General features: G+C 69.0%; 26 protein-coding genes. 18 read left to right on the forward strand and 8 right to left on the reverse strand.

Annotated elements, in window-relative coordinates:
• Positions 1-29: 29 nt before the first annotated feature.
• The 8 genes from OWR29_RS12170 (at position 30) to polA (ending at position 9,212) form a co-directional block, all read left to right on the forward strand.
• A complete protein-coding gene (locus OWR29_RS12170) occupies positions 30-980 on the forward strand; it encodes a branched-chain amino acid ABC transporter permease (RefSeq protein WP_267562800.1) in 951 nt (316 codons plus the stop codon).
• Positions 977-2,083: a branched-chain amino acid ABC transporter permease gene (locus OWR29_RS12175; RefSeq protein ID WP_267562801.1), complete on the forward strand. Its 1,107-nt coding sequence runs from the start codon at positions 977-979 to the stop codon at positions 2,081-2,083. The genes OWR29_RS12170 and OWR29_RS12175 overlap by 4 nt, the downstream gene beginning before the upstream one ends.
• Positions 2,084-2,156: 73 nt before the next feature.
• Positions 2,157-3,047, forward strand: coding sequence for an ABC transporter ATP-binding protein (locus tag OWR29_RS12180; RefSeq protein ID WP_267562802.1), 891 nt, complete (start codon positions 2,157-2,159; stop codon positions 3,045-3,047).
• A complete protein-coding gene (locus OWR29_RS12185; RefSeq protein ID WP_267562803.1) occupies positions 3,037-3,747 on the forward strand; it encodes an ABC transporter ATP-binding protein in 711 nt (236 codons plus the stop codon). Before OWR29_RS12180 ends, OWR29_RS12185 begins: the two co-directional genes overlap by 11 nt.
• Before the next feature lie 27 nt (positions 3,748-3,774).
• Positions 3,775-4,680, forward strand: a complete 906-nt coding sequence (locus OWR29_RS12190; protein WP_267562804.1) for an ABC transporter substrate-binding protein — start codon at positions 3,775-3,777, stop codon at positions 4,678-4,680.
• A 7-nt stretch (positions 4,681-4,687) separates the two neighbouring features.
• Entirely contained in the window at positions 4,688-5,686 is a 999-nt protein-coding gene (locus tag OWR29_RS12195; protein ID WP_267562805.1) for an amino acid ABC transporter permease, read from the forward strand.
• The gene (locus OWR29_RS12200; RefSeq protein ID WP_324291237.1) at positions 5,683-6,462 is read left to right on the forward strand and encodes an amino acid ABC transporter ATP-binding protein; all 780 of its coding nucleotides are present in this window, start codon (positions 5,683-5,685) and stop codon (positions 6,460-6,462) included. Before OWR29_RS12195 ends, OWR29_RS12200 begins: the two co-directional genes overlap by 4 nt.
• Before the next feature lie 53 nt (positions 6,463-6,515).
• Positions 6,516-9,212 carry a DNA polymerase I gene (gene polA / locus OWR29_RS12205; RefSeq protein WP_267562806.1) on the forward strand — a complete coding sequence of 899 codons (2,697 nt, stop codon included), beginning with the start codon at positions 6,516-6,518 and terminating at the stop codon, positions 9,210-9,212.
• Between the two features lies 1 nt (position 9,213).
• Here polA and OWR29_RS12210 read toward each other — a convergent pair whose 3' ends face one another.
• On the reverse strand, positions 9,214-9,654 hold the full coding sequence (locus OWR29_RS12210; RefSeq protein WP_267562807.1) for a hypothetical protein: 441 nt from the start codon (positions 9,652-9,654) through the stop codon (positions 9,214-9,216).
• A 118-nt stretch (positions 9,655-9,772) separates the two neighbouring features.
• Here OWR29_RS12210 and OWR29_RS12215 point away from each other — a divergent pair, with 118 nt between their 5' ends.
• The gene (locus OWR29_RS12215; protein WP_267562808.1) at positions 9,773-10,117 is read left to right on the forward strand and encodes an ArsR/SmtB family transcription factor; all 345 of its coding nucleotides are present in this window, start codon (positions 9,773-9,775) and stop codon (positions 10,115-10,117) included.
• Positions 10,118-10,120: 3 nt separating this feature from the next.
• Here OWR29_RS12215 and OWR29_RS12220 read toward each other — a convergent pair whose 3' ends face one another.
• From OWR29_RS12220 to OWR29_RS12230, 3 genes are read right to left on the reverse strand one after another with little or no spacing between them, the layout of a single operon-like run.
• Positions 10,121-10,450: a DUF3140 domain-containing protein gene (locus OWR29_RS12220; RefSeq protein WP_267562809.1), complete on the reverse strand. Its 330-nt coding sequence runs from the start codon at positions 10,448-10,450 to the stop codon at positions 10,121-10,123.
• Positions 10,443-10,661, reverse strand: coding sequence for a hypervirulence associated TUDOR domain-containing protein (locus OWR29_RS12225; RefSeq protein ID WP_267562810.1), 219 nt, complete (start codon positions 10,659-10,661; stop codon positions 10,443-10,445). The genes OWR29_RS12220 and OWR29_RS12225 overlap by 8 nt, the downstream gene beginning before the upstream one ends.
• Before the next feature lie 36 nt (positions 10,662-10,697).
• On the reverse strand, positions 10,698-11,504 hold the full coding sequence (locus tag OWR29_RS12230) for a class I SAM-dependent methyltransferase (RefSeq protein ID WP_267562811.1): 807 nt from the start codon (positions 11,502-11,504) through the stop codon (positions 10,698-10,700).
• Between the two features lie 327 nt (positions 11,505-11,831).
• On the opposite strand from OWR29_RS12230, the gene rpsA reads away from it, so the two are divergent.
• From rpsA to OWR29_RS12255, 5 genes are all read left to right on the forward strand, one after another.
• A complete protein-coding gene (gene rpsA, locus OWR29_RS12235; protein ID WP_267562812.1) occupies positions 11,832-13,349 on the forward strand; it encodes a 30S ribosomal protein S1 in 1,518 nt (505 codons plus the stop codon).
• Positions 13,350-13,504: 155 nt separating this feature from the next.
• On the forward strand, positions 13,505-14,689 hold the full coding sequence (coaE, locus tag OWR29_RS12240) for a dephospho-CoA kinase (RefSeq protein WP_267562813.1): 1,185 nt from the start codon (positions 13,505-13,507) through the stop codon (positions 14,687-14,689).
• 346 nt (positions 14,690-15,035) lie between these two features.
• Positions 15,036-17,156 (forward strand): excinuclease ABC subunit UvrB, encoded by a 2,121-nt coding sequence (gene uvrB, locus OWR29_RS12245; protein ID WP_267562814.1) that lies wholly within the window; start codon positions 15,036-15,038, stop codon positions 17,154-17,156.
• A 27-nt stretch (positions 17,157-17,183) separates the two neighbouring features.
• The gene (locus OWR29_RS12250) at positions 17,184-18,152 is read left to right on the forward strand and encodes a GNAT family N-acetyltransferase (RefSeq protein ID WP_267562815.1); all 969 of its coding nucleotides are present in this window, start codon (positions 17,184-17,186) and stop codon (positions 18,150-18,152) included.
• Between the two features lie 307 nt (positions 18,153-18,459).
• Positions 18,460-19,188 carry a VOC family protein gene (locus tag OWR29_RS12255; RefSeq protein WP_267562816.1) on the forward strand — a complete coding sequence of 243 codons (729 nt, stop codon included), beginning with the start codon at positions 18,460-18,462 and terminating at the stop codon, positions 19,186-19,188.
• 65 nt (positions 19,189-19,253) lie between these two features.
• Here the strand turns inward: OWR29_RS12255 and OWR29_RS12260 are convergent, their stop codons facing one another.
• Positions 19,254-19,553, reverse strand: coding sequence for an antibiotic biosynthesis monooxygenase family protein (locus OWR29_RS12260; RefSeq protein WP_267562817.1), 300 nt, complete (start codon positions 19,551-19,553; stop codon positions 19,254-19,256).
• Between the two features lie 384 nt (positions 19,554-19,937).
• Between OWR29_RS12260 and OWR29_RS12265 the strand changes: the two genes are divergently transcribed.
• Positions 19,938-20,939 (forward strand): TerC family protein, encoded by a 1,002-nt coding sequence (locus tag OWR29_RS12265; protein ID WP_267562818.1) that lies wholly within the window; start codon positions 19,938-19,940, stop codon positions 20,937-20,939.
• Positions 20,940-21,332: 393 nt separating this feature from the next.
• Here OWR29_RS12265 and typA read toward each other — a convergent pair whose 3' ends face one another.
• Positions 21,333-23,198: a translational GTPase TypA gene (typA, locus tag OWR29_RS12270; protein ID WP_267562819.1), complete on the reverse strand. Its 1,866-nt coding sequence runs from the start codon at positions 23,196-23,198 to the stop codon at positions 21,333-21,335.
• 139 nt (positions 23,199-23,337) lie between these two features.
• Between typA and OWR29_RS12275 the strand changes: the two genes are divergently transcribed.
• Together OWR29_RS12275 and OWR29_RS12280 are read left to right on the forward strand one after the other, a co-directional pair.
• Entirely contained in the window at positions 23,338-24,135 is a 798-nt protein-coding gene (locus OWR29_RS12275) for a lytic transglycosylase domain-containing protein (protein WP_267562820.1), read from the forward strand.
• 154 nt (positions 24,136-24,289) lie between these two features.
• Positions 24,290-24,715 carry an uL11 family ribosomal protein gene (locus tag OWR29_RS12280; protein WP_267562821.1) on the forward strand — a complete coding sequence of 142 codons (426 nt, stop codon included), beginning with the start codon at positions 24,290-24,292 and terminating at the stop codon, positions 24,713-24,715.
• 46 nt (positions 24,716-24,761) lie between these two features.
• On the opposite strand, the gene OWR29_RS12285 is transcribed toward OWR29_RS12280, so the two are convergent.
• A complete protein-coding gene (locus OWR29_RS12285) occupies positions 24,762-25,361 on the reverse strand; it encodes an ATP-dependent Clp protease proteolytic subunit (RefSeq protein ID WP_267562822.1) in 600 nt (199 codons plus the stop codon).
• A 124-nt stretch (positions 25,362-25,485) separates the two neighbouring features.
• On the opposite strand from OWR29_RS12285, the gene OWR29_RS12290 reads away from it, so the two are divergent.
• Positions 25,486-26,100, forward strand: a complete 615-nt coding sequence (locus OWR29_RS12290) for a cysteine hydrolase family protein (RefSeq protein WP_267562823.1) — start codon at positions 25,486-25,488, stop codon at positions 26,098-26,100.
• Here OWR29_RS12290 and OWR29_RS12295 read toward each other — a convergent pair whose 3' ends face one another.
• On the reverse strand, positions 26,101-26,697 hold the full coding sequence (locus OWR29_RS12295; protein ID WP_267562824.1) for a TetR/AcrR family transcriptional regulator: 597 nt from the start codon (positions 26,695-26,697) through the stop codon (positions 26,101-26,103).
• Positions 26,698-26,733 lie beyond the last annotated feature (36 nt).

The raw sequence follows: 26,733 nt of genomic DNA on the forward strand, positions 1-26,733 counted from the left end.
CACCGGCCTCGTCGTTTTGGAGCCCCTCTGTGGATTTTTCCGGTCTGATCGATAATTTCGGGCCGCTCACCGTCACGGGTCTGGCTCAGGGCGCGATCATCGCGTTGTTCGCCCTGGGCTACACGCTGGTCTACGGTGTGCTGCGGCTCATCAACTTCGCGCACTCCGAGGTGTTCCTCCTCGGCACGTACGCCTGTCTGTTCGCCTGGGGCCTGTTCGGCCTGGACCAGAACTCGGCCGCCCCCGCGGTCGGCCCGATGCTGCTGTACATGCTGGTCGGTCTGATCGCCGCGATCATCGTTTCCGGTGCCGCCGCGCTGACGGTCGAGTTCGTGGCCTACCGGCCGCTGCGCCGGCGCAACGCGCCGCCGCTGGCCTTCCTGATCACCGCGATCGGCGCGTCGCTGTTCATCTCCGAGGTCGTGGGTGTGGCGACGCACCGCAACCAGACGGGTGTGCCGCCGATCATCCAGGCGCGGCCGGTCTTCACGATCGGCGACACCACGGTGACGAACCTGCAGATCCTCATCATCCTGCTGGCGCTGGTGATGATGTTCGCGCTGGATCGTTTCATCAACGGGTCGCGGCTGGGCCGGGGTGTCCGCGCGGTGGCGCAGAACCCGGATTCGGCGGCGCTTATGGGTGTCAACAAGTCGCGCGTGATCGCGCTGGTGTTCCTGCTGGGCGGTCTGATGGCCGGCATCGCCGCGGTGATGTACGACCTGAAGATCGGCGTGACGCGGTACGACGCGGGCTTCCTGCTCGGCATCGACGCGTTCACGGCGGCCGTGCTGGGTGGTATCGGCAACCTGCGCGGCGCCCTGCTGGGTGGTCTGCTGCTGGGTGTGCTGCAGAACTACGCGGCGGGCGTGTTCGGTTCGCAGTGGCTGCACGCGGCTTCGTTCGTGCTGCTGGTGGTCATTCTGCTGTTCCGGCCGACGGGTCTGCTGGGTGAGTCGCTGGGAAGGGCTCGAGCATGAGCGAGAAGGCGTCTTTCCGTTCGAGTGGTGGTGTGCGCGGCTGGTTCGGCCGGCAGCCCTGGTACATCCGGGGCGTGGTGGTCCTGCTGGCCGCCGTGGCGGCTTACCTGCTGCCGTACGTGGGTGATGTGCCGCTGATCGGGCCGCAGATCGTCACCGAGGGCATCGACTGGCCGAGCGCGCTGTTCAACATGTCCTACTACGTGTTGCTGGCGCTGGGCCTGAACGTGGTGGTCGGGTACGCGGGTCTGCTCGACCTGGGTTATGTCGGCTTCTTCGCGGTCGGCGCGTACGGCACGGCCCTACTGACCTCGCCGGACTCGATCCTGTACGAGGACACGGGCTGGAAGTGGCTGATGGCGGTGCCGGCGGCGCTGGTGCTGACCATGATCGCCGGTGTGATCCTGGGCTGGCCGACGCTGCGGCTGCGCGGTGACTACCTGGCCATCGTGACGCTGGGCTTCGCCGAGATCATCCGGATCGTGGCCACGTCGACGACGACGCTGCGCGGTGACCGCGGTTTCGCGAGCATCCCGCACCCGCCGGGCAGCTGGGGCGGGGAGCCGATCTTCGGAGTGACCGACGCTATCCCGTACTTCTGGCTCGGCCTGACCGTCATCATCCTGGTCATCCTGGGTGTGCGGAACCTGGACCGCAGCCGGGTCGGCCGGTCGTGGCTGGCGATCCGTGAGGACGAGGAAGCCGCCGAGGTCATGGGCGTGCGCACGTTCAAGTACAAGCTGTGGGCGTTCGCGATCGGCGCGTTCATCGGTGGTCTGGGCGGTGTGCTGTTCGCCGGTGAGCAGAGCTTCATCAACTCGCAGACGTTCGTGCTGCAGTTCTCGATCCTGGTGCTGGCCGGTGTGGTCATGGGTGGTTCCGGCAACATGGCCGGGGCGATCCTGGGTGGTGTGCTCATCTCGTACATCCCGGACCGGCTGCGGGGTCTGTCGTTCGGCGACACCGACCTGTACGAGTACCGGTTCGCGATCTTCGGCGCCGCGATCATCCTGATCATGGTGCTGCGGCCGCAGGGTCTGATCCCGAGCCGGCGTCGCGCGATGGAGCTGAAGGACCGCGAGAAGGAGGTGGCTCCCCAGTGACTGAGCGAAGCGAAGGCACCATCGGGCTCAGTGTCACGCGAATGCTCGCCCGGAGCGAAGCGGAGGGCCGGTCATGACTGAGCCGCATCAGGAGACTCCGGAGGAATGGGACCGGGAGAACGCGCGTCCGGTCGATGAGGCCGCTCCCACGGGCAAGCCGGCGTCGGCGCCCGCGCGGAACGACGTACGCGGGGACGTTCTTCTCGAAGTTGACCACGTGACCCTGCGCTTCGGCGGTGTGGTGGCGCTCAACGACGTCAGCTTCTCGCTGCGCAAGGGTGAGATCTTCGGGCTCATCGGGCCCAACGGCGCCGGCAAGACCACCTGCTTCAACGCGATGACGGGGGTCTACCGGCCGACCGAGGGCGCGATCCGCTTCCAGGGCGAGTCGATCGTCGGGAAGAAGAAGCACCAGATCACCCGGGGCGGCATCGCCCGCACGTTCCAGAACGTGCGGTTGTTCCCCGAGATGACGGCGCTGGAGAACGTCATGGTGGGCGCGGACGCGCACCACAAGACGAGCGTGATCAGCGCGCTGTTCCGCCTGCCGCGGTTCTGGCGGGAGGAGAAGTCGGGCCGTCAGCGTTCGCTGGAGCTGCTGCGTTTCGTCGGGATCGCGCACCGGGCGGGCGATGTGAGCCGTAATCTCTCGTACGGCGAGCAGCGCCGGCTGGAGATCGCCCGCGCGCTGGCCACGAACCCGACCCTGCTCTGCCTGGACGAGCCGGCCGCCGGCTTCAACCCGGCCGAGAAGGAGGATCTGCTGCAGCTGATCCGCCGGATCCGTGACACCGGGGTGACCGTGCTGCTCATCGAGCACGACATGCGCCTGGTCATGGGGGTCACCGACCGGATCGTGGTGCTGGAGTTCGGCAAGAAGATCGCCGAGGGCACGCCGGCCGAGGTGCGGGACAATCCGGCGGTCATCGCCGCGTATCTGGGGGTGCCCACCGATGCTGCTTGAGATCGACAACGTGACGCTGGCCTACGGGCGCATCCAGGCCCTGCACGGCATCAGCCTGACCGTCGGCCAGGGTGAGGTGGTGGCTCTGATCGGCGCCAACGGCGCCGGCAAGTCGACCACGATGCGGGCCATCTCGGGTCTGCGGCCGGTGTCGCAGGGCACGATCCGCTTCGACGGCGACGACATCACCAAGATGCGGGCCGACCTGCGGGTGGTCCGCGGGGTGTCGCAGTCGCCCGAGGGCCGGGGCATCTTCCCGGGCATGACGGTGCGCGAGAACCTGGAGATGGGCGCCTACACCCGCAAGGTGCGCGCCGAGATCGACGAGGACCTGCAGCGCGCCTTCACCCTGTTCCCGCGGCTCAAGGAGCGCGAGAAGCAGGCCGGCGGCACGCTCTCCGGCGGTGAGCAGCAGATGCTGGCGGTGGGCCGGGCGCTGATGAGCCGGCCCAAGCTGCTGCTGCTCGACGAGCCGTCGATGGGTCTGGCCCCGATGCTGATCCAGCAGATCTTCGACATCATCGTGGAGATCAACCAGCAGGGCACGACAGTGCTGCTCGTGGAACAGAACGCCCAACAGGCCCTGTCCCGGGCACATCGCGCGTACGTTCTGGAGACGGGCCGGATCGTGAAGGAAGGCACCGGCGCCGAGCTCCTGAACGACCCGGCCGTCAAGGACGCCTACCTCGGCGTCGCGTAACACGCTTCACGACTACTAGGAGTCATCATGTTCCGCACCACCCCCGGCCGCCGGGCGATCCTCGGCCTGGCCGCCGCGGCGGCGCTGACGCTGTCGCTGGGCGCCTGCGGCTCGGAGTCGGACGACTCGGGCTCGAGCGGCGCCCCGGCGCCGAGCGCGTCCGCCGACACCGCTCTGGCCGACAAGGTGCCCGCCGACATCAAGAGCGCGGGCAAGCTCACCATCGGCACCGACTCGTCGTACGCGCCGAACGAGTACCTCGACAGCGACGGCAAGACGGTCATCGGTTTCGACGTCGACCTGTTCAACGCGGTCGCGCAGAAGCTCAACCTGACCACCGAGTGGACCTCGGCCACGTTCGACAGCATCATCCCGGGCGTGACCACCAAGAAGTACTCGGTCGGGGTCTCCTCCTTCACGATCAACCCGGACCGGCTGAAGGAGGTCAACATGGTCTCCTACTTCTCGGCGGGCACCCAGTGGGCCGCCAAGACCGGCGTGACGATCAACCCGGACGACGTGTGCGGCAAGAAGGTCGCCGTGCAGACCGCGACCGTACAGGTGGACGACCTGAAGGCCCGGTCGAAGAAGTGCACCGACGGCGGCAAGGCCGCGATCACGATCGACCAGTACCAGAAGCAGTCGGACGCCACCAACGCCGTGGTGACCGGCAAGGACGAGGCCATGCTGGCCGACTCGCCGATCGTGGCGTACGCGGTGAAGCAGACCAACGGGCAGTTGGCCCTGGTCGGCGACATCTACGACGCGGCGCCGTACGGCTACGCGATCGCCAAGGACCAGAAGGAGTTCGCCGACGTGATCGGCGAGGCGGTGCAGACCCTGATCGCCGACGGCACGTACAAGCAGATCCTCGACAAGTGGGGTGTGGCCGCGGGTGCCATCACCACCCCCGAAGTGAACCCGTCGGTCTGACCCTCGCATGAGCGACGAATCCACATCCGTACGGGCACGGCCTGAAGCGATCAAGGCTGTGCCCGTCCGGCACCCCGCCCGCTGGGTGGGGCTCGGTGTCATCGCGATCCTGGTCGCGATGTTCGTGCACCTGCTGGTGACCAACGACCGGTTCCGCTGGTCGTTCATCTTCCTGGAGTACCAGGACGGCAAGCGCGGTGTGATGTTCACCGAGCCCGTCCTGGAGGGTCTGCGCGGCACGATCCTGCTGACGATCTCGTCGATGGCGATCGGCATCCTGCTCGGCATCGTCATCGCGATCATGCGGCTGTCCGAGAACAAGATCCTGTCGTCGGTGGCCTTCGTCTACACCTGGTTCTTCCGGGCGGTGCCGCGGCTCGTGCTGGCGGTGCTGTTCGGCAACCTGAACATCCTGTGGGAGCGGATCGGCTTCGGCCTGCCGTTCGGCACGCAGATCGGCCAGCTGTTCGGGCTGGACAACTTCGACGGGCAGTTCTACAGCATCAAGGCCAGCGACCTGCTCGCCGGTTTCGTGGCCGGCATGCTGGCGCTGGGCCTGTCCGAGGCGGCCTACATGGCCGAGATCGTGCGGGCCGGCATCCAGTCGATCGACGAGGGGCAGTCCGAGGCGGCGGTGGCGCTGGGCATGTCCCGCGGCCAGGTGCTGCGCCGGGTCGTCCTGCCGCAGGCGATGCGGGTGATCGTGCCGCCCACCGGCAACGAGATCATCGCCATGGTCAAGGACACGTCGCTGGTCGCGTTCGTGCCGGTGACCTTCGAGTTGTGGTTCCAGCTGCAGCAGGTCTCGGCGCGTACGTTTGTCGTGCTGCCCGTGATCGTCGCGGCGCTCATCTGGTACCTGATCCTGTGCACCGTGCTGATGGTCGCCCAGTTCTTCGTGGAGCGGCACTTCAGCAAGGGGTACGGAGCGGCCGCCAAGGCGAAGCAGCGGTTGCGCGACATCCAGGTCGAGCAGGGCGGCCGGATCACCGGGGAGGCGCCATGACCAACGCTTCATCGTCAGACGCGATGGTGCGGGCCGACAACGTGCACAAGTCGTTCGGTTCGCTCGAAGTGCTCAAGGGCGTCGACCTCGTGGTGAGGCCGGGCGAGGTGTGCTGTGTGCTGGGCCCGTCCGGCTCCGGCAAGTCGACGTTCCTGCGCTGCATCAACCACCTCGAGAAGGTCAACGCCGGCCGGATCTTCGTCGACGGCGACCTGATGGGCTACCGCGAGCGCGGCGGCAAGCTGCACGAGCTGGGCGAGAAGGACGTGGCGAAGCAGCGCCGCGAGATCGGCATGGTCTTCCAGCGGTTCAACCTGTTCCCGCACATGACGGTGCTGCAGAACGTCATGGAAGCGCCGTGCCGGGTCAAGCGGGAGAGCAAGGCCGAGGTGCGCGACCGCGCGGCCGGCCTGCTCGAACGGGTCGGCCTGGGCGCGAAGATGGACAACTATCCGGGGCAGCTCTCCGGCGGCCAGCAGCAGCGGGTGGCGATCGCCCGGGCCCTGGCCATGCGGCCCAAGCTGATGCTGTTCGACGAGCCGACCAGCGCGCTCGACCCCGAGCTGGTGGGCGAGGTCCTCGACGTCATGAAGGGCCTGGCCTCCGACGGCATGACCATGATCGTGGTGACCCACGAGATCGGCTTCGCCCGTGAGGTGGGCGACAACCTGATCTTCATGGACGGCGGCGTCGTGGTCGAGCAGGGGCCGCCGCGCGACGTCATCGGCAACCCGCAGCATGAGCGAACCAGGGCATTCCTGAGCAAGGTGCTTTAAGCAGGCGGGGTGGTCCCGTTTTTTGTCGGACCTCACGACTAGAGTTCCTGGACGTGAGCGACGACGCCGAGACCCCCCGTTTGCTGCTGCTCGACGGCCACTCCCTGGCCTACCGCGCGTTCCACGCGCTGCCCAAGGAGAACTTCAGCACGCAGACCGGTCAGCACACGAACGCCGTGTTCGGCTTCACCTCGATGCTGATCAACATGCTGCGCGACGAGAAGCCCACGCACATCGTGGTCGCGTTCGACGTCTCCCGCGTCTCCTTCCGCACCGAGAAATACCCGGAGTACAAGGCCGGCCGGTCGGCCACCCCGCCGGAATTCCAGGGTCAGGTCAGCCTGGTCAAAGAAATCCTGGACGCGCTGCGCATCCCGTACGTCGAGAAGCCCGGCTTCGAGGCCGACGACGTCATCGCCACCCTGGCCACCCAGGCCCGCGCGGCCGGCATGGAGGTGCTGATCTCCTCCGGCGACCGGGACGCCCTGCAGCTGGTCGACGAGCACACCACCGTGCTCTACCCCAGCCGCGGCGTCTCCGAGGTCTGGCGGATGACCCCCGCCCTGGTCGAGGAGAAGCAGCTCGTCCCGCCCCACCTCTACCGCGACAAGGCGGCCCTGGTCGGCGAGACCAGCGACAACCTGATCGGCGTGCCCGGCGTCGGCCCCAAGACGGCGGCCAAGTGGATCACCGAGTACGGCGGCATCGAGGGCGTCGTCGCCAACGCCGACAAGGTCAAGGGCAAGGCGGGCGACAACCTGCGGGCCCACCTGTCCTCGGTGATGCTCAACTACGAGCTCAACGCCCTGCGCACCGACCTCGAGCTGCCGCTGCGCCCCGAGGACGTGCGCTGGCACGGCTGGGACCGCGAGGCCGTGCACCAGGTGTTCGACGCGCTCGAGTTCCGGGTGCTGCGCGAGCGGCTCTACTCCTACCTCGAGGCGGTCGAGCCCGAGGCCGAGTCCGGGTTCGACCTCGAGGGCCGGGTGCTGGCCGCGGGCGAGGTGGCCGGCTGGCTGACCGCCCACGCCGCCCAGGCGCCGGTCGGGGTGGCCGTCACCGGCACGTTCGGCCGCGGCACGGGCACCCTCACCGGCGTCGCGGTGGCCACCGGCGACGGCCCGGCCGCCTGGTTCGACCCGGCCGCCCTCGACGAGGCCGACGAGCAGGCCGTGGCCTCCTGGCTGCTCGACCCCGACCGGCCCAAGGTGCTGCACGACGCCAAGCCGGCCTCGCTGGCCATGCGCGCCCACGGCTGGCACCTCGGCGGCCTGCGCGTCGACACGGCGCTCGCGGCCTACCTGGCCAAGCCCGACCAGCGCGCCTACGACCTGACCGACCTCGCCCTGCGCTACCTCAAGCGCGAGCTGCGGGTCGAGGAACCGGCCGGCGGCCAGCTCGACCTGCTGCAGGGCCTCGACGGCAACGACGGCGCGGCCGAGCAGAACGTCATGCTGCGGGCCCGGGCCACCCTCGACCTGGCCGACGTGCTCACCGAGGAGCTGTCGCGCGACGGCGGCGAGTCCCAGACCCTGCTGGTCGAGGTCGAGCAGCCGCTGTCCGAGGTGCTGGGCGAGATGGAACACCTCGGCATCGCGGCCGACACGGTCTACCTCTCCGAGCTCGAGGCGCACTTCGCGGCCGAGGTCAAGGCGGCCCAGCAGGCCGCGCACGCCGAGGTGGGCCGCGAGTTCAACCTCGGCTCGCCCAAGCAGCTGCAAGAGATCCTGTTCGTCGAGAAGAACCTGCCCAAGACCAAGAAGATCAAGTCGGGCTACACCACCGACGCCGACGCGCTGCAGAGCCTGTTCGCGCAGACCGGCGACCCGCTGCTCGAGCACCTGCTGCGCCACCGCGACGTGGCCAAGCTCAAGTCGACGGTCGACGGTCTGCTCAAGTCGGTCTCCGACGACGGGCGCATCCACACCACGTTCAACCAGACCGTCGCCGCCACCGGCCGGCTCTCCTCGACCGACCCCAACCTGCAGAACATCCCGATCCGCACCGAAGAGGGCCGCCGCATCCGCCGGGCGTTCGTCGTCGGCGAGGGCTTCGAGCAGCTCATGACGGCCGACTACAGCCAGATCGAGATGCGCATCATGGCCCACCTCTCCGAGGACGTGGCCCTGATCGAGGCGTTCAACTCGGACTTCGACTTCCACGCGGCCACCGCCTCCTCGGTCTTCCACGTGCCCGTCGAAGAGGTCGTGCCCGACCAGCGCCGCAAGATCAAGGCCATGAACTACGGCCTGGCCTACGGTCTGAGCGCCTTCGGCCTGTCCAACCAGCTCACCATCTCGGTCGACGAGGCCAAGGAGCTCATGGACGAGTACTTCAAGCGCTTCGGCGGCGTCCGGGCCTACCTGGAAGAGGTCGTGCGGCAGGCCGGCCGGGACGGCTACACGGCCACGATCCTGGGCCGCCGGCGGTACCTGCCCGACCTGTCCAGCGACAACCGCCAGCGGCGCGAGATGGCCGGCCGCATGGCGCTGAACGCGCCCATCCAGGGCTCGGCGGCCGACATCATCAAGGTCGCGATGCTGCGGGTCGACCGGGCGCTCAAAGAGACCGGGCTCAACTCCCGCATGCTGCTGCAGGTCCACGACGAACTGGTCTTCGACGTGGCCCCCGGCGAACGCGAGCCGCTGGAAGAGCTCGTCCGCCGCGAGATGAGCGCCGCCTACCCGCTCTCGGTGCCCCTGGACGTCTCGGTCGGTCACGGCAGCGACTGGAACGGCGCCGACCACTGAGCTAGCGGCGCGGCGAGACCGCTCCGAAGAAGGTGGCGGCCGCCAGTGCACCGGCCGACAGGGCGCTGAACCACGCCCAGAAGCCGGTGCCGGGCACCATCGTCAGCACGGCGACGATGACCAGTCCGCCCGCCGGCACGGCCGCGGCCAGCGTCCACAGGCTGGCCGCCGGGCGCCGGGCCACGGCGATCGCCAGCGGCACGAAGAGCGGCAGATAAGGGGCGGGCCAGTCGACCGGCACCGGCTGGTCCTTGACGAGGGCGTAGACGAGGGCCGCCGTCGCGCCCAGCGCCACCGCGGCCGCCGTCTGCACGAACATGTAGGCCGCGCGTTGCTCGGGCGGGGTCCGCCTGCCGTCCGTCCCCGGCTCGCCCAGGCCGAACCACATCGCCGTGACCTGCAGCAGCTCGCGCACCGCCGATCGCACTCCGTTGCCCGCCATGCCTCCACCCTAGAACTGGCGCCGGCGGCGTAGGCTCTGCGCGGTTGCGTCCTCGCGGGCGCGCAGAGCCAGCGTGTCGTGACCGGTCGGGGTTGCGGTGCTTTGCAAAGGTGACGCCATGGGGAGCCAGACGATGGAAAACGCCACCGGGGGACCGCTCACCCGCGAGCCGCTCGACCCGGCCCGGGCCGACGCGTTCGCGCCGATGTTCAAGGCGCTCGGCGATCCGGTGCGCCTGCGCCTGCTGTCGATGATCGCCTCGGCCCGCGGCGGCGAGGTCTGCGTGTGCGACCTGACCGGCGAGTTCCACCTGACCGGTCCGACCATCTCGCACCACCTGAAGGTGCTGCGCGAGGCCGGCCTGGTCGACAGCGACCGCCGCGGCACCTGGGTCTACTACCGCATGATCCCGGCGGCGCTGGCCGTCATGGGCACCCTGCTCGAGACGGGGCTGCCGCTCTGACGCTCACTTCTTGAGCGGGTCGTGGCCCCAGTTCATCAGCGAGTAGCGCCACTTGGTGTCCTCGACGTCGCCCTTCGGGTGCTGGGCGAGGTGGCGGTGCACGTAGCCGACGACCTTGCGCATGTGCGCCTCGTCGTCGTCGGTCAGGTCGGCCTTCTTCTTGCCGAGGATCTTGATGATCTTGCGGCCGGAGTCGTGGCCGACCGACTCGGCGCCCGACGACGACTTCTGGCCGACGTCCTTCGACTCGTCGGTCTTGAGCCACTTCTCCAGTTCGGTCGCGGTCATGTTGACCGCGTCCTTGAACTCGGCGTACGTGTCGGTGTCAGCCATTCTTCTTCAGCGCTCCCGGCTTGTGGACCGCCTCGCGCCCGGTCTTGTCGCTCTTGACCTTGTACTGCGGGTCGTCCTTGGACGCGTCGACCGTGCGGCCGGCCGCCTCGGTCCGCTTCGTGATCTTCTGCTCGACCTCGCCGTGGACGTTCTGCCCGTGGCTCTTCCAGGTCACGTCGTCGCCCTTTTTCAGGTTCTCGTCACTCGCCATGACAGCCGGGTACCCCCGGGCGGCCTGCGGAAACGGTCAGCCGGGCAGATCGGACACGAAGATCGCCGTACCGGGGAACAGCCGCCCCCGCAGCGGGCTCCACTGACCCCAGATCTGCTCGTGCCCGTCGGGCCACTCCGGTTCGACCAGGTCGCGCAACACGAACCCGGCGGCCACCAGCTCGCGCACCCGGTCGCCCAGCGTGCGGTGCTGCTCGACGTAGACCGGCACCCCGCCCTCGTCCGTCTCGACGTACGGGGTGCGGTCGAAGTACGAGTTGCGGGCGATCAACCCGGACTCGTCCGGCTCGTCCCAGAAGATCCAGCGCATCGGGTGGGTGACCGAGAAGACCCAGGACCCGCCCGTACGCAGCACCCGCGCCACCTCGCGCATGGCCGCGCCCGAATCGGCCACGAACGGGATCGCCCCGAAGGCCGTGCACACGATGTCGAATACGCTGTCCGCGAACGGCAGGGCCAGCGCGTCGGCTTGTACGAGCGGAACCCGTACGCCCGTACGGGCCTCGGCCGCCCGCGCGTGCCGCAGCATGCCCGCCGAGAGATCGAGCGCAGTCACCTCGGCCCCTTGCCCGTCGAGCCACCGCGCGCCCGCCGCGGCGCCCGCCCCGAGCTCCAGTACCCGCTTCCCGCGCACGTCGCCGAGCAGGTGCGCGTCGGCCTCGCGCAGCCCCTCGGGGCACCAGACAAAATCGAGATCGCCCAGGAAGGCGCCGTGTTCGGCCTGATACTCGTCGGCGTCGGCGTCCCACCAGCCGCGGCTGGCGACCCGGCTCTCGGCGTCGGTGATCGGCGAGCGCGGGTCCGGCGGGTTGATCTCGGTCACGCCGACACGGTACGGCAGCGCGTGGCGGCGTCCCGATTCCGTACATTACGGGCATGCTGCGGGGTTTCGGCCGAACATTGTGCCTGGGTCGTCAGGAGGGCTTGCAACCTGTGGTAATGCGCACGGTAAGCTAGTCGATGCGCTCGCGGATCGTGTGCCTCGGCAGGGAGCAGGTTCCGTGGTCGTCGGTCTCGACATGATCGACTGCAAGGATTCTGGTCCGTTTCGGTCGCCCGATCCTGATTTGCTCGTTCGTGCCGTGCCCGCCGGCAGTTCCGCGGGGCGCGAGAGACACCACGAATCCATCCGTTCGGAGCAACAGTCCACATGACGAGCAGCATCGAGGCCACCTCGAGCGCCAACAAGGTCACCGTCGACGATCTCGGATCCGAGGAAGCATTCCTCGCCGCCATCGACGAGACCATCAAGTACTTCAACGACGGCGACATTGTCGAAGGCACCGTCGTCAAGGTCGATCGGGACGAGGTCCTGCTCGACATCGGCTACAAGACCGAGGGTGTCATCCCCTCGCGCGAGTTGTCGATCAAGCATGACGTGGACCCCGCGGAAGTGGTGTCGGTCGGTGACCACATCGAAGCCCTCGTCCTCACCAAGGAGGACAAGGAAGGCCGTCTGATCCTCTCGAAGAAGCGTGCGCAGTACGAGCGCGCGTGGGGCACCATCGAGAAGATCAAGGAGGACGACGGCGTCGTTCGCGGCTCCGTCATCGAGGTCGTCAAGGGTGGTCTCATCCTCGACATCGGCCTCCGCGGCTTCCTGCCGGCCTCCCTGGTCGAGATGCGCCGGGTCCGCGACCTCCAGCCCTACGTGGGCCGCGAGCTCGAGGCCAAGATCATCGAGCTGGACAAGAACCGCAACAACGTGGTCCTGTCCCGCCGCGCCTGGCTCGAGCAGACGCAGTCCGAGGTTCGCACCGAGTTCCTCAACAAGCTGCAGAAGGGCCAGGTCCGCAAGGGCGTCGTGTCCTCGATCGTCAACTTCGGCGCGTTCGTCGACCTCGGCGGCGTCGACGGTCTGGTGCACGTCTCCGAGCTCTCCTGGAAGCACATCGACCACCCGTCCGAGGTTGTCGAGGTCGGCCAGGAGGTCGAGGTTGAGGTGCTCGACGTCGACCTGGACCGCGAGCGCGTCTCGCTGTCGCTGAAGGCGACCCAGGAAGACCCGTGGCGCCAGTTCGCCCGCACCCACGCGATCAACCAGATCGTCCCGGGCAAGGTCACCAAGCTGGTCCCGTTCGGCGCCTTCGTCCGCGTGGACGACGGCATCGAGGGTCTGGTGCACATTTCCGAGCTGGCCGAGCGGCACGTCGAGCTGCCCGAGCAGGTCGTCCAGGTGGGCTCCGACGTCCTGGTCAAGGTCATCGACATCGACCTCGAGCGGCGCCGGATCAGCCTGTCGCTCAAGCAGGCCAACGAGGGCTTCGTCGAGGGCGAGGAGCACTTCGACCCGACCCTCTACGGCATGGCCGCGACGTACGACAACGAGGGCAACTACATCTACCCCGAGGGCTTCGACCCCGAGACGGGTGAGTGGCTCGAGGGCTTCGACAAGCAGCGCGAGGCGTGGGAGAAGCAGTACGCCGACGCCCGCGAGCGCTGGGAGGCCCACACCAAGCAGGTGCAGGCGTCCCGCGACGCCGACGCCGAGGCTGCGCTCAACCCGGCCCCGGCCGGCGCGGCGACCAGCTCGTCGTCGTCCACCTCGTCCTCGACCTCGTCGAGCTCGCCGGCCCCGGCGCGCGCCAACGAGGAGCCGTCCGGCACCCTGGCCACCGACGAGGCTCTCGCCGCTCTGCGCGAGAAGCTGGCCGGCGGCAAGAACTGACCCAGCCTGTGCGCTGAGCGTTCTTCGAAAGGCCGCTCCGACTTCGGTCGGGGCGGCCTTTCGCCTTTCCCGCCGGCCGGTCCTCCTCGGCCTGGCGCCTTTTGTTCCGCTGAGGCGGGCTGTCCTGTTGGTCGCGAGCCGGGAATACTGGGCGAGTGCTGATGGTGGGTCTGACCGGCGGGATCGGTGCGGGGAAGAGCGCGGTGGCGCGGCGGCTGGCCCGCAACGGCGCGGTGATCATCGATGCTGACGTGCTGGCCCGCGAGGTTGTCGCCCCCGGCACCGACGGCCTGGCCGAGGTCGTGGCCGCCTTCGGCCCCGGCGTGCTCACGGCCGGCGGCGAACTCGACCGTCCGGCGCTGGGCGCCCGGGTCTTCGGCGACGACGACGCCCGCCGCACGCTGGAGAAGATCCTGCACCCCCGCATCCGGGCCCGGACGGCCGAGCTGGCCGCCGCCGCGCCCGGCGAGGCGGTGGTCGTCAACGACGTGCCGCTGCTGGTCGAGACCGGGCTGGCCCCCAGCTACCACCTGGTGATCGTGGTCGAGGCCGACCGGGCCCAGCGGATCCGGCGGCTCATCGAGACCCGGGGCATGACCGCCGAGCAGGCCGAGGCCCGCATCGCCGCCCAGGCCGGCGACGCCGACCGCCGTCGTGCCGCCGACGTGCTGCTGGTCAACGACGGCAGCCTCGACGAGCTCAACGAGCGGGTCGACCGGCTGTTCAAGACCAGGCTCAAGCCGTACGAGGAAAATCTGCGCCTGCGTGTGTCGGCCCGGCCCGACCGCCGGCTGCACATCGCCGAGCCCGACCCCACCTGGCCCGACCAGGCCGGGCGGCTGATCGCCCGGATCCGGCACGCCCTGCCCGGCCGCCCGGCGGTGTCGCACATCGGCTCGACAGCGGTTCCCGGGCTGCCCGCCAAAGACATCATCGACCTGATGCTGGCCGTGCGCACCCTCGACGAGGCCGACGCGCTGGCCGACCGGCTGGGCGGCGCGGGCTTCCCGCGGCGGCCGGGGGAGTGGGTCGACAACGCGCGCGGCCTGCCCGGGCAGACGTGGCCGAAGCGCCTGCACGGCGGCACCGACCCCGGCCGTACGGTGAATCTGCACGTCCGGGTGACGGGCTCGCCCGGCTGGCGGTTCGCCCTGCTCATGCGCGACCACCTGCGCACCGTCCCCGAGGCGCGCGACGGCTACGCCGAGGCCAAGGTGCGGTGGTCGGCCGAGCACCAGGACCGCTACGCGTACGCCGACGCCAAGGAACCCTGGTTCGACGAGGAGGCCCGGGCCGCCGACGACTGGGCCGAGGCGACCGGCTGGTGCCCGTCGGACTGACGGGCGGGCGTGAGGCGTACGGAAGAAAGCAGTTGACCCCGAGGTTGAGATAAGGGCGCTCGCGGCGGCCGGTCTGCGCTGGGCGCGACCACCTGCGGGTGCGCTCGCCGTCAACCGGGGCGCAACAACCACGGGCCGGCTGAGGGGACCGTTTTGGTGGCCCCGCTCAGTGCCGGGCGGCCGCCGCGAGCGGCCTACCCGAACAGGTTAGGCGTGCCGCGCAACAAGCATCAATGCCGCCGGGCAGGGCCGAATGTGCACCCTGCGCACGCCGGTCCCGCACGGGTGAACGCCCGGCCCCGGCGACACCGAAAACTTGTCATACCCCCGACGTACGGTAGGTCCCATGGCGCTCGACTTTCCACGACTCGACGGCCGCTTCGAGGTCGTCAGCGAATTCCAGCCGGCCGGTGACCAGCCGACGGCCATCGCCGAGCTCGATCGGCGGGTCCGGCGCGGCGACCGCAACACGGTGCTGCTCGGCGCCACCGGCACGGGCAAGAGTGCCACCACCGCCTGGCTGATCGAGAAGCTGCAGCGGCCGGCCCTCGTGCTGGCCCCCAACAAGACGCTGTGCGCCCAGCTCGCCAAAGAGTTCCGCGAGCTGCTGCCCAACAACGCCGTCGAATACTTCGTCAGCTACTACGACTACTACCAGCCCGAGGCCTACATCGCGCAGACCGACACGTACATCGAGAAGGACTCGTCGGTCAACGAAGAGGTCGAACGGCTGCGCCACTCCGCCACCATGTCGCTGCTCACCCGGCGCGACACGATCGTGGTGGCCACCGTCAGCGCCATCTACGGCCTGGGCACCCCGCAGGAATACCTCGACCGCTCGGTCGCCCTCAAGGTGGGCGAAGAGGTCGACCGTGACAACCTGCTGCGCCGCCTGGTCGACATCCAGTACTCGCGCAACGACATGGCCTTCCAGCGCGGCACGTTCCGCGTGCGGGGTGACACGCTCGAGATCATCCCCGCCTACGAAGAGCTGGCCGTCCGCATCGAGCTGTTCGGCGACGAGATCGAGAAGCTGTACTACCTGCACCCGCTGACCGGCGAGGTCGTGCGCGAGGTCGACCACCTGGTGATCTTCCCGGCGTCGCACTACGTGGCCGGCCCCGAGCGCATGGAACGCGCGATCAACCAGATCGAGGCCGAGCTGGAGGAGCGACTGGCCGAGCTCGAGCGCCAGGGCAAGCTGCTCGAGGCCCAGCGGCTGCGCATGCGCACGACGTACGACGTCGAGATGATGCGCCAGGTCGGCTTCTGCAACGGCATCGAGAACTACTCGATGCACATGGACGGGCGCTCGCCCGGCGAGCCGTCGTACACCCTGCTCGACTACTTCCCCGACGACTACATCACCGTCATCGACGAGTCGCACGTGACGATCCCGCAGATCGGCGGCATGTACGAGGGCGACGCCTCCCGCAAGCGCATCCTCATCGAGCACGGCTTCCGCCTGCCCAGCGCGGCCGACAACCGCCCGCTGCGCTTCGACGAGTTCCTCGAGCGGGTCGGCCAGATGGTGTTCCTGTCGGCCACCCCCGGCCCGTGGGAGATGCAGGAGGCCCAGGGCGAGTACGTCGAGCAGGTGATCCGCCCGACCGGCCTGGTCGACCCCCAAGTGGTCGTGAAGCCCACCAAGGGCCAGATCGACGACCTCATGCACGAGATCAAGCTCCGCACCGAACGCGACGAGCGGGTCCTGGTCACCACGCTGACCAAGAAGATGGCCGAAGACCTCACCGACTACCTGCTCGAGAACGGCATCCGGGTGCGCTACCTGCACTCCGAGGTGGACACTTTGCGCCGCGTCGAGCTGCTGAAAGAGCTGCGCAAGGGCGACTACGACGTGCTCGTCGGCATCAACCTGCTGCGCGAGGGTCTCGACCTGCCCGAGGTGTCGCTGGTGGCCATCCTCGACGCCGACAAGGAGGGCTTCCTGCGTTCCGGCCGGTCGCTGATCCAGACCATCGGCCGGGCCGCCCGTAACGTGTCGGGCGAGGTCCACATGTACGCCGACAAGATGACCCCGTCGATGCGCGACGCCATCGACGAGACGAACCGCCGGCGCGACAAGCAGATCGCCCACAACGAGGCCAACGGCATCGTGCCGCAGGCGCTCCGCAAGAAGATCCACGACATCCTGGACGACATCTACCGCGAGGCCGAGGACACCGAGGCCCAGGTCAACCCGATGGTCGGCGGGGGCGGCCGGCAGATCTCGCGCGGCAAGGCCCCCGTGCCCGAGACCAGGTCGAAGGGCCGCAGCCCGGCCCCGGCCGGTCCCGCCCGCGAGGGCATGGCCCGCACCGAGCTGGCCCAGCTCATCCAGGACCTCAACGAGCAGATGCTGGGGGCGGCCCGCGAGCTCCAGTTCGAGCTGGCGGCCCGCATCCGCGACGAGATGGGCGAGCTCAAGAAAGAGCTGCGGGGCATGGACGCCGCCGGGGTGAAGTAGGTCGGGGGCCCTGACTAGTCTGGCCGGATGACTGCCCCCGGCCAGACTGTGTGGACCGAGCTGACCGGCTTGCCGGACGAGCTTCTCGCGCTCGCCGAGCGGTGCCTCGCGGCCGACGGCGGCATGCCGCTGGCGACCGATCCCGGCTTTCTGGGGCGGCGCTGGGCGGCGCCGGGCGTGTCGGCTTTCGGGCTGGTCGCGGCTGACGGCAGTCTCGCCGCGGCCGGGGCGGCCCGGCTCACCCCGAGCGGGCCGTTCTTCACCGGCCTGGTCGATCCGGCGGCCCGCGGTCACGGGCTGGGCGCCGCCCTGCTCGACCATGGCCTGTCGCTGGCGGCCGGTGCCCGCGCCGTCGCTGGGCCGGGGAAGCATGCGGCCGTCGACGACTCCGCTGCCGCCGGCGGGTCGTCCGCTGAGGACGGCCCGCTGAGTGCGCCGGGCGTCACGGTCGAGACCGAGTCGTTGACGGAGGACGCGGCGGCGCTGTTCGAGTCCCGCGGGCTGCGGCAGGTGTTCGCCGAGGACGTCATGCGGATCGAGCTCGGCGACTCGCTGCCGGCCCCGGTGGAATGGCCGCCGGACGTGACCGTCGTCAGCTGGGACGGGGCGGTCGTCCAGCGGTTCCATGCCACCTACCACGCGTCGTTCCGGGATCGGCCGGGCTTCCCCGGCGACCCGGCCGACGAGTGGATCGCCGAGAACGAGGACGACGACGACTTCCGGCCGGACAGCTCGCTGTTGGTCACGGTGCCCGGGCTGGGCGACGCCGGCTTCATCACCACCGCCCGCGACTGGGTGGTCCAGGTCGGCGTGGTGCCCGCCGCCCGCCGGCACGGCCTGGCCGCGGCCCTGCTCCTCGAGGCGCTGTCCCGCCTGCGAGCGGCCGGCAGCACCCACGCCTGGCTGACCGTCAACGTCAACAACCCGGGCGCGGCCACCCTCTACCGCCGTCTCGGCTTCACCGACCGCGGCCGCCGAGCCCGCTACCAACCCTGACCCAGCTCACGGCCACCAGAGCGGCAGCCGGCGGCTCGCCGGCCGGGCGATCGGCATGGCGGGCGGTTGGCGGCGGCTCGCTGGCCGGGCGATCGGCGTGGCGGGCGGCTGGCGGCGGTTCGCTGGGCTGGGCGATCGGCGTGGCGGGCGGCTCGGCGGCGGTTCGCTGGGCTGGGCGACCGGCGTGACGGGTTGCGCGACCGGCGATCGGCGGGGCGGGTTGGCGGTGGTGCGGCTGGGCAGGCATCAGGCGCGGGTGGTGGGGTAAACGGACTTCTCCGGCGATCGGCTGACGGGTGGAGTGGCGATGATTCGGTGGGTGGACGCGTTCCTTGATCGGCCGATGGACCGGCTCGACGCGGCCGTCGCGTTCTGGGCCACGGTCACGGGGTCGGATCCGGAGCCGCAGAAGGATCCGGGGTTCGTGCGGCTGCGCACCGCCGCGGGGGACGAGTGGATCGAGATTCAGGGCGTCCGGGAGGGGCCGGGCGGCCACCACCCCGACATCTGGGTCGACGACCTGGCCGGCTTCAACGGCCGCGCCCTCACCGCCGGCGCCACGGTGGTCAGCGACCACGGGAGCTGGCAGACCCTGCGGTCGCCCGCGGGGCTGGAGTTCTGCACGGCCGAGTGGCGGGGTCAACGCGTACGCCCCCGGCCGGCCAACGGCCCGGACGGGGTGACCCTGCGGCCGCATCAGCTCTGCTTCGACCTGGCGCCTTCGGTGTACGACGACGAGGTGCGCTTCTGGCAGACACTCACCGAGTGGCGCCTCGACGAGGGCGTGCGGGCCGACGAGTTCGTCCGGCTGCAGCCCGAGCCGCCCGTCCCCGTCCGCTTCCTGCTGCAACGCCTGGGCGAGGAGCGCGCCGCCTCGGTGCACCTGGATGTCTCGTGCTCGGACATCCCGGCCGCCCGCCCGTGGCACGAATCCCTGGGCGCGACCTTCGTCGGCGAGTGGCCCAACTGGACCACCTTCCGCGACCCGGCCGGCGGCCTCTACTGCCTCACCAAGGGCGACCCCGCCACGGACTGATCCAAGACCCGCAGCAGCCTCGGCGGCCTCACCTGGTGCGACCCGGGCGCGGACTGAGCGAGGGCCTAGCCGGCGGCCGGCACGTCGAGGAAGTGCTCGACCAGCGGCGGGTTGGCGAAGTAGGGGCCGATGAGGCCGCGCCACTGGGTGAAGCGCTCGCTGTCCCGGAAGTTCTGCAGGTGGGCCTCGACGCTGTCCCACTCGACCAGCAGCACGAAGCGGGACGGCGACTCCACGCCACGGGTCATGCGCACCGAGCGGCAGCCCGGGGTGGTGGCCAGGATCGGGTGGGCGGTCTTGTACGCGGCGGCGAAAGCCTCTTCCGAGCCGGGGGTGATGTCGATCAGCGCGACCTCGAGAACCATGGCCGCAGCCTGCCACATGGGCCGACGAGCTAGGTTCCTAGGACGCCCTGAGCAGGAGTGAACTGGAGTGGCCGGGGAGGAATCGGTTAGGGACAGGTAACGTGAAGGTGGCCTTCCCGAGGCTTACCGTCGGATGAGACTCGACACGGTTTGCCGGGGGGCCCTGCCGTTGTGCCGTTCGATGAGACACAATGGCTGCCGTAGGAGGGGAGTATTCCCCCGTGCCGGTCTCGTCAACACGGAGCGTCCGACCCCCAACAGGGCGCGCCCGGGGCCGGCGGTCGCCGATGAGGCGGCGGAAGAGACCTCCGACAGTCGCACGACGCTGTTCCCGCCGCTCCCGGTGCGGGCGCAGCGCCGGACCGTGTCTGCCGGAGGCCTCAGTTGAACATCTCCGCCTGGGTTTGGATCGTCACCCTGGTTGCCGTGCTCGCCGTCCTAGCCGTCGATCTGCTGATCATCGGGCGCCGGCCGCACGAGCCCTCGATGAAAGAGTCGAGCGCCTGGGTCGCCTTCTACGTCGCCCTCGCCCTGGTCTTCGGCGGTGGCATCTGGTTCTTCGCCGGCGGCCAGTACGCCGGCGAGTTCTACACCGGATGGCTCACCGAATACTCGCTCAGCGTCGACAACCTCTTCATCTTCATGATCATCATGGCGCGGTTCGCCGTGCCGCGCCGGCTGCAGCAGAAGGTGCTGCTCATCGGCATCGTGCTGGCCCTGATCATGCGCGGCGCGTTCATCGCCGCCGGCGCCGCTCTGATCTCGCAGTTCTCGTGGGTCTTCTACATCTTCGGCGCGTTCCTCGTCTACACCGCGATCACCCTGCTCAAAGAGGGTGAGAACGACGAGGACGACTTCAAAGAGAACGTGCTGATCCGCTGGGCCAAGCGCGCCCTGCCGGTCTCGTCGTCGTTCGGCGACGGCAAGATGATGGTGCTGACCGAGACGGGCAAGCGCCTGTTCACGCCCATGCTCATCGTGATGATCGCGATCGGCACGACCGACCTGCTGTTCGCGCTCGACTCGATCCCCGCCATCTTCGGCATCACCAAAGAGCCGTACCTGGTCTTCACGGCCAACGTGTTCGCGCTGATGGGCCTGCGCCAGCTGTTCTTCCTGCTCGGTGGCCTGCTCGAGCGGCTGGTCTACCTCAACTACGGCCTGGCCGCGGTGCTCGCCTTCATCGGCGTGAAGCTCTTCCTCGAGGCCCTGCACACCAACAACCTGTCGTTCATCAATGGCGGCCACGGCGTCCACTGGGCCCCCGAGATCCCGATCTGGCTGAGCCTGCTGGTGATCATCGGCACCCTGGGCATAGCCACAGCCGCGAGCCTCATCAAGTCCTCGCGTGACGCCAAGAAAGAGCTGGTCGACACAAAGTCATAGGAATCAAGGTCAAGATCTTGATGTCGTAGCGGGGTGGTGGGTGGCAGACCGTCGCTCCCGCCGGGACCGCGGCGCGGTGAGCTGGCCGCTGGCGCGTCCAGGACGCTCACCGCACCACGGCGACGTGCGTGAGTGGTCGCGCCCAACGGCAAAGACAACGGCAAACAGCAACCCCCTCGGGCTGAGCGGCCCAAGGGGGTTGTTTGTTGTCTGCTTTTCGAGCGCAACCACTCACGCACGCGTCTGGGTGGGGTGAGCGCTCTGGACGCGCCAGCGGCCAGCTCAGCCCGCCCAGACACCTCGGCGGGAGCGACGGTCTGTACCCACCACCCCGCTACGACAGCGGTCTTATGCCTTTGAAGTTGTGGTTTCGCCAGGGGCAGTTGCTGACGGTTACTGCTGGTGCTTGCGGCGGGCGGCGGCGCGGCCACGCGTCTGCTGGTCCAGGACCACCTTGCGGATGCGGACGGCGGCCGGGGTCACCTCGACGCACTCGTCCTCGCGGCAGAACTCGAGGGCCTGCTCCAGCGAGAGCTTGCGCGGCGGGATCACCTTTTCGGTGTTGTCGGCGCTGGCCGCGCGCATGTTGGTGAGCTTCTTCTCCTTGGTGATGTTGACGTCCATGTCGTCCTCGCGGGAGTTCTCACCGATGATCATGCCTTCGTAGACCTCGGTGGTCGGCTCGACGAACAGCGAGCCGCGCTCCTGGATGTTGATCATGGCGAACGGGGTGACCACGCCGGCCCGGTCGGCCACCAGCGAGCCGTTGTTGCGGGTGCGCAGCTCGCCGAACCAGGGCTCGTAGTCCTCGAACAGGTGGTGCATGATGCCGGTGCCGCGGGTCTCGGTGAGGAATTCCGTACGGAAACCGATGAGGCCACGCGCCGGGACCAGCCACTCCATGCGGAGCCAGCCGGTGCCGTGGTTGATCAGCTCTTCCATCCGGCCCTTGCGGGTGGACAGCAGCGTGGTGATGGCGCCCATGTACTCGTCGGGGGCGTCGATGGTCAGGCGCTCGACCGGCTCGTGCAGCTTGCCGTCGATGGTCCGGGTGACCACCTGGGGCTTGCCCACGGTGAGCTCGTAGTTCTCGCGGCGCATCTGCTCGACCAGGATGGCCAGCGCGAGCTCGCCACGACCCTGGACCTCCCACGCGTCGGGCCGCTCGGTGTTGAGCACCCGCAGCGAGACGTTACCGATCAGCTCGCGGTCGAGGCGGTCCTTGACCATGCGGGCCGTGACCTTGGCCCCCTTGACCTTGCCGACCAGCGGCGACGTGTTGGTGCCGAGGACCATCGAGATGGCCGGCTCGTCGACCGTGATCAGGGGGAGCGGCTTCGGGTTCTCGGCGTCGGCCAGGGTCTCGCCGATCATGATCTCGGGGATGCCCGCGACGGCCATGATGTCGCCCGGGCCCGCGCTCTCGGCCGGCTTGCGGTCGAGGCCCTCGGTGATCAGCAGCTCGGAGATGCGGACGTTGCTGATCGTGCCGTCGGTCTTGCACCAGGCGACGGTCTGACCCTTGCGGATCGTGCCCTCGTGCACCCGGCACAGCGCGAGGCGGCCGAGGAAGTTCGAGGCGTCGAGGTTGACGACGTGGGCCTGGAGCGGCGCGCCCTCGGTGTAGGTGGGAGCGGGGATGGTCTCGAGGATCGTGTTGAACAGGACCTCGAGGTCGGTGCTGTCTTCCGGGACGGTGCCGTCCTTGGGCTGGGTCAGCGAGGCGATGCCGTCGCGCGCGCACGCGTAGACGATCGGGAACTCGATCTGGTGCTCGTCGGCGTCGAGGTCGAGGAAGAGCTCGTACGTCTCGTCGACGACCTCTTTGATGCGGGCGTCGGGCCGGTCGACCTTGTTGATGATCAGGATGATGGGCAGCTTGGCCGCCAGAGCCTTGCGGAGCACGAAGCGCGTCTGCGGCAGCGGGCCCTCGGAGGCGTCGACGAGCAGGGCGACGCCGTCGACCATGGTGAGGCCGCGCTCGACCTCACCGCCGAAGTCGGCGTGGCCGGGGGTGTCGATGATGTTGATGGTGACCGGGTCACCTTCGGCGGGCTGGTAGCTGATCGCCGTGTTCTTGGCGAGAATGGTGATGCCCTTTTCCCGCTCCAGGTCCATGGAGTCCATGACGCGGTCGGCCATCTCGCCCCGCGCGTGGGACTGGCTCCCCTGGCGCAGCATGGCGTCGACCAGTGTGGTTTTGCCATGGTCGACGTGGGCGATGATGGCGACGTTGCGTAGGTCGGTGCGGGTCTGCATACACCCATTGTCCCCGGAGAAAGTTGCGGTCGCGGTCCGGGGTCGATCGACGTTTCAGTCCTCGTTTAAGGGTGCTGCGCGGAATCGGGACGAAGGGCTAGCGTCCGCCAGCGACATGGTGCCCACGGGGAGGAACGAGATGGCGCGAGGAGTCAAGATAGGCGCGGCGCTGGCCGCTCTGGTCATCGCCGGCGGGTGCGGGCTGGTCCGCGGGGGCGACGACGACGTGGCCGCCCCGGCCCCGGCGACGACCGAGGCCAGCGTGGCGCCGACGGAGGAGCCGGAGCCGATCGCCGAGGTGACCGAGTCGCCGACGCCCGCGCCGACCACGAAGAAGCCGTCGAAGAAGCCCACGACCAAGGCGGCCGAACCCACGCAGCCCGCCTTCTGGAGCGAGCTGCCCGCCTGCGCCCGGCGCGACAAGACCAAGGCGGTGCCGAAGAAGACGGTCAAGAAGGCGCTCAAGGCCGCCTCGACGCGCATCTACTGGCGTACCGAGGCGCCGACCCTGAAGCTGAACTACCCGCTGGTCAAGGCCATCGCCTGGCAGGAGAGCGGGTGGCAGACCAACATCCACAACTGCGACGGCGGCACTGGCGTCATGCAGGTGATGCCGGACACCGTGTCAATGATCAACAATCGGTTCGGGCTGAACTACGACGCCAAGAACTACAAGGACAACGCTTTCGTCGGCGCCAACTACATCGCGTGGTTCACGCGGTGGGCCGGGCAGAACTACTTCGGCGAGAACTACAACCTGAGCCCGAGCAAGTGCAAGTCGCACACGTCATGGTGCCTGCTCAACGTCGTCATCTCGGGCTACAACGCCGGTCAGGGCAGCATCGAGGCCGCGGCGGAGAGCAAGACCCTGCCCAATCCCGAGTACGTGGCGGCGGTCCGTTCCCTGATGAACCGGTGCGAGTGCGACCAGTTCTGAGCGCCGAGATACACTAGGTGACAGTACCCGAGACCTGTTTTGACCCGCTTCCAGCGGCGAGTGTAAGGTCTCGGGGTTGTCGTGTGTCGAAGAAGCTGGCGAGCTGCGTTTAAACAAGACGGCCCGTGCAGCTCACCTTAAGGAGCCCTACGCAATGCCGCCCAAGAAAAAGACCCATGAGGTAACCCTCGCGCTTGAGGCGGGTAACGCCGCGATGGTCGACCTCGGCAAGATGCTTGGTCCGACCGGGGCCAACATGCGTGCGGTCAAGGTCGAGTACGACGAGGCGACGGCGAAGAACCGCGGCGAGATCATCCCGGTCATCGTCAGCGTCTACGAGGACCGCAGCCACACGCTGGCCTACAAGACGCCGCCGACCAGCTTCCTGATCCGCAAGGCTCTGGGCATCCAGTCGGGCGCTTCCAACCCGCTGACCCAGACCGTGGGCACGCTGAGCCAGGCCCAGATCAAAGAGATCGCCGAGCGCAAGATCGTCGACCTCAACGCGAACGACCTCGACGCCGCGATCAAGGTTGTCGCCGGCACCGCCCGTTCCATGGGCGTGAAGGTCGCTTCCTGATCTGACGTACTAGAAACCGGCCCCGGGAATCCCGGGGCCGGTTTTTTCATGCCTTGCCGATGATCTCGTCGATCAGCCCGTACTCCAGAGCTTCCTGAGCGGTGAGGCTGCGCCCGGCCGACAAGTCGTCCTCGATCCGGCTGCGGGACTGGCCGGTCACCTCGACCAGCTTCAGGGTGATTTCCTCGAGTTCGCGCAGGTGCTGCCCGGCGGCCCGGGCGACCTCGTCGGCGGTGCCGGTGACACCGGTCGAGCGGGGCTCGTTGAGCTTGAACCGGGCGTGCCGGTAGGCGGCCCGCCGTTCGGCCGCGGCGAGCAGGGCGACCACGGCCCCGCCGGCCTGCGAGGTGACCACCGCGTGCACGGGCGAGGCCATGGCGTCGATGACGTCGATGACCGACAGCACGGCCCCGAGCTCCCCACCCTGGCTGGCCAGGTGCAGCTGCACGGGCGCCGGGCCGGCCGAGTCGAGGGTGAGCAGCGCGGCCGCGATGCCGGTGGCCGCCTCGGACGTGAGCTGACCGCGGACCAGGACGATGCGCTGGTCGAACAGCTTCTCCTCCAGCCAGCCGGGCATGGCCGGCTGCGGCCAGGGTTCCGGCTGCTGAGGCTGGCCCCAGCGCCCCGGATCGTGTCGCATCTGCATCGCGCACCTCCCGCCACTCGTGCTTCAGCCTATCCACCCCCGCTGATCCCGACGCCCCCTTCCGCTGAGGGCAGAGGGGTGCTTGCGTGGAGGGGGTGACCCGAACCACGACGAGGAGGACGGGATGACGGAGACGCTGCGGCTGGACCCTGCCAAGACGGCGGTGGTGCTGATCGAGTACCAGAACGAGTTCACATCCGAGGGCGGCGTGCTGCATCCGGCGGTCTCAGCGGTGATGGACAAGACCGGGATGCTGGGCAAGACGGTGGCGTTCGTCGAGGCCGCGCGGGCCGCCGGCGTGACGATCATGCACGCGCCGATCACCTTCGCGGCCGGGTACGGCGAGCTGTCGCGACACCCGTACGGGATTCTGAAAGGGGTTGTCGACGGGAACGCCTTCGTGAAGGGCACCTGGGGCGCGGCGATCGTCGACGAGCTGACCCCGGCCGACGGTGACATCGTCATCGAGGGCAAGCGTGGCCTCGACACCTTCGCGAGCACCAACCTCGACTTCATCCTGCGCAGCAAGGGGATCGAGACGGTGGTCCTGGCCGGGTTCCTGACCAACTGCTGTGTCGAGTCGACCATGCGCAGCGCGTACGAGAACGGCTACCGGGTCATCACGCTGACCGACTGCACGGCGGCCACCTCGCCCGAGGAGCACGACAACGCCATCGCCTACGACTTCCCGATGTTCTCGCTGCCGATGGAGTCGGGCGAGGTCGTCAAGGGGTTCTGATCACGCCCGCCACCGCCAGTTGACCTCGGCCTCGGCCGGCGGTGGGCCGGGCAGCTCGCCGCCGGCGCGCAGGCCGTCGAGCAGGAAGGTCACGTAGCGGCGGCGCAGCTCGGTCGTGCGGGCCGGGTCGCCGGGCACGCGGACGGCCGCGCACATCTCGAGCAGCATCGTCACATCGGCCGGCACGACGCCGGCCCGCATGCGTCCCCGGGCCCGGTCGAACAGTGCGTCCCCGAGCTCCGAGGCCCGTACGGCGTCGGTGTTCATCTCGGCCGTCGGGGTGAACGTGCCGGCCAGATGCACGGTCAGCGAGTGCACGTCGGCCTCGACCACGCCGCGCAGGAAAGCCTCGAACGCCGCCCAGTCGTCGGGTTCGGCCGCGGCCTGCTCGGCCTCGGCGATGAACCGGCGCAGCCCGTCGTGGCACAGCGTGCGCAGCAGATCTTCCTTGCCCGGGTAGCGGCGGTAGAGCGCGCTGATGCCGACGCCGGCCCGTTCGGCCACGGCGGAGATCGGCGCCCGGGCGTCGGCCAGGAACACCTCGCGCGCCGCGGCCAGGATCGCCTCGCTGTTGCGGGCCGCCTCACGTGTCCTCATCGGCACAGATTACCCCTGGAACGGAACGTTCCCCTC

The organism is Paractinoplanes pyxinae (genome assembly GCF_026626335.1).
GTDB classification, from domain to species: domain Bacteria; phylum Actinomycetota; class Actinomycetes; order Mycobacteriales; family Micromonosporaceae; genus Actinoplanes; species Actinoplanes pyxinae.